Genomic DNA, 1,540 nt, shown 5'->3' on the forward strand with positions numbered 1-1,540 from the left:
CGGGGCTTTTCCGGAATAAGTGCCTGACGATGACCTACTCTCGCATGGGGAGACCCCACACTACCATCGGCGCTGAGCGGTTTCACTGCTGAGTTCGGCAAGGGATCAGGTGGTTCCCGCACGCTATGGTCGTCAGGCGAAAAAGGCTGCGAATCATGCTGGCGCGAGTCGTCTCGTCGTACCCGGCCCTTGTCGTCCGTCATCGACAGACCGCTTGGGTGTTATATGGTCAAGCCTCACGGACAATTAGTATCGGTTAGCTCAACGCCTTGCAGCGCTTCCACATCCGACCTATCAACCAGCTGGTCTTGCTGGGTCCTTCAGGAGGCTCGAGGCCTCGGGGAGATCTCATCTTGAAGGGGGCTTCCCGCTTAGATGCTTTCAGCGGTTATCCCGTCCGTACTTAGCTACCCGGCAGTGCCATTGGCATGACAACCGGAACACCAGAGGTACGTCCACTCCGGTCCTCTCGTACTAGGAGCAGCGCTTCTCAAATCTCCAACGCCCACGGCAGATAGGGACCGAACTGTCTCACGACGTTCTAAACCCAGCTCGCGTACCACTTTAAATGGCGAACAGCCATACCCTTGGGACCGACTTCAGCCCCAGGATGTGATGAGCCGACATCGAGGTGCCAAACACCGCCGTCGATGTGAACTCTTGGGCGGTATCAGCCTGTTATCCCCGGAGTACCTTTTATCCGTTGAGCGATGGCCCTTCCATACAGAACCACCGGATCACTAGAACCTACTTTCGTACCTGCTCGACGTGTCTGTCTCGCAGTTAAGCACCCTTATGCTCTTGCACTCATTGCACGATTTCCAACCGTGCTGAGGGTACCTTCGTGCTCCTCCGTTACGCTTTGGGAGGAGACCGCCCCAGTCAAACTACCCACCACACACGGTCCTCGATCCGGATCACGGACCTGAGTTAGAACGCCAATGATGCCAGGCTGGTATTTCAAGGTCGGCTCCACCCGAACTGGCGTCCGGGTTTCCAAGCCTCCCAGCTATCCTACACAAGCAACATCAGCGTCCAGTGTGAAGCTGTAGTAAAGGTTCACGGGGTCTTTCCGTCTAGCCGCGGGTACACAGCATCTTCACTGCGATTTCAATTTCACTGAGTCTCGGGTGGAGACAGCGTGGCCATCATTACGCCATTCGTGCAGGTCGGAACTTACCCGACAAGGAATTTCGCTACCTTAGGACCGTTATAGTTACGGCCGCCGTTTACCGGGGCTTCGATCAGGAGCTTCGCCGAAGCTAACACCATCAATTAACCTTCCGGCACCGGGCAGGCGTCATACCCTATACGTCCGCTTACGCGTTTGCAGAGTACTGTGTTTTTAATAAACAGTTGCAGCCACCTGGTATCTTCGACCGCGTCGGGCTCCGGTCGCGAGGACCTTCACCCTAATGCGGCGTGCCTTCTCCCGAAGTTACGGCACCATTTTGCCTAGTTCCTTCACCCGAGTTCTCTCAAGCGCCTTGGTATTCTCTACCTGACCACCTGTGTCGGTTTGGGGTACGGTCCCACAGCA

At 56.0% G+C, this 1,540-nt stretch carries 2 rRNA genes (1 of these 2 cut by a window edge); both read right to left on the minus strand.

The features are described 5' to 3' along the window. Window positions 1-21 precede the first annotated feature (21 nt). A 5S ribosomal RNA gene (gene rrf / locus FHR97_RS19990) occupies window positions 22-137 on the minus strand. 88 nt (window positions 138-225) lie between these two features. Continuing rightward, a 23S ribosomal RNA gene (locus FHR97_RS19995) occupies window positions 226-1,540 on the minus strand; it runs 1,253 nt beyond the window's last position.

It is taken from the genome of Halomonas stenophila, assembly GCF_014192275.1.
GTDB classification, from domain to species: domain Bacteria; phylum Pseudomonadota; class Gammaproteobacteria; order Pseudomonadales; family Halomonadaceae; genus Halomonas; species Halomonas stenophila.